Raw genomic sequence first — 568 nt, 5'->3', positions numbered from 1 at the left:
TGAAGTGAACCCTTAAAGTTGGACACTTTATTAGGCTACTTTTTCTAAGGCAAGATTTCGATATTCTATCGGAGTCTTGCCTTTTAGATTATGTTGAATTCTTTCATTATTGTAGTAATCAATCCATTCAATCATTGCCTCGATCAATTCTTCTTTAGTTTCAAATTTACGATTATAGTATAGTTCAGTTTTCATTAAGTGAAAGAAGCTTTCCATTGGCGCATTGTCTAAGCATGTCCCTCGACGGGACATACTTTGGAAAATATGGTGCTTCTTCAGTGTTTTACGCCATTGTGTAGTTTGATATTGCACTCCTTGGTCACTATGAATAGTCATTCGGTACTCCAACGATGGTCGAAGTTCAATTAACTTCCTCAATGGTTCCATAACTAATTCAGTTGTTGGATGATCACCAATCGCAAAAGCAGTAATTGTATTATTGTGTAAATCTTTAATGGGTGAAAAGTAGATACGTTCTTCAATAGTTTCATTTCCATATCGAAATTCGCTTATATCAGTAGTCATTTTCTGGTATGGGCGATCAGATTCAAAGCGACGATGAATCTTA

General features: G+C 35.4%; 1 protein-coding gene. It reads right to left on the bottom strand.

The annotated features are described in order from the left end of the window. Window positions 1-30: 30 nt before the first annotated feature. Window positions 31-568, bottom strand: a 538-nt coding sequence (locus FC60_RS09155; RefSeq protein WP_156399323.1) for an IS3 family transposase, incomplete at its 5' end; no start/stop codon positions are given.

This window comes from Limosilactobacillus gastricus DSM 16045, from assembly GCF_001434365.1.
Lineage (GTDB): Bacteria > Bacillota > Bacilli > Lactobacillales > Lactobacillaceae > Limosilactobacillus > Limosilactobacillus gastricus.
The sequence above is the reverse complement of the archived record's forward strand: the minus strand, read 5'-3'. Positions and strand labels throughout refer to the sequence as shown.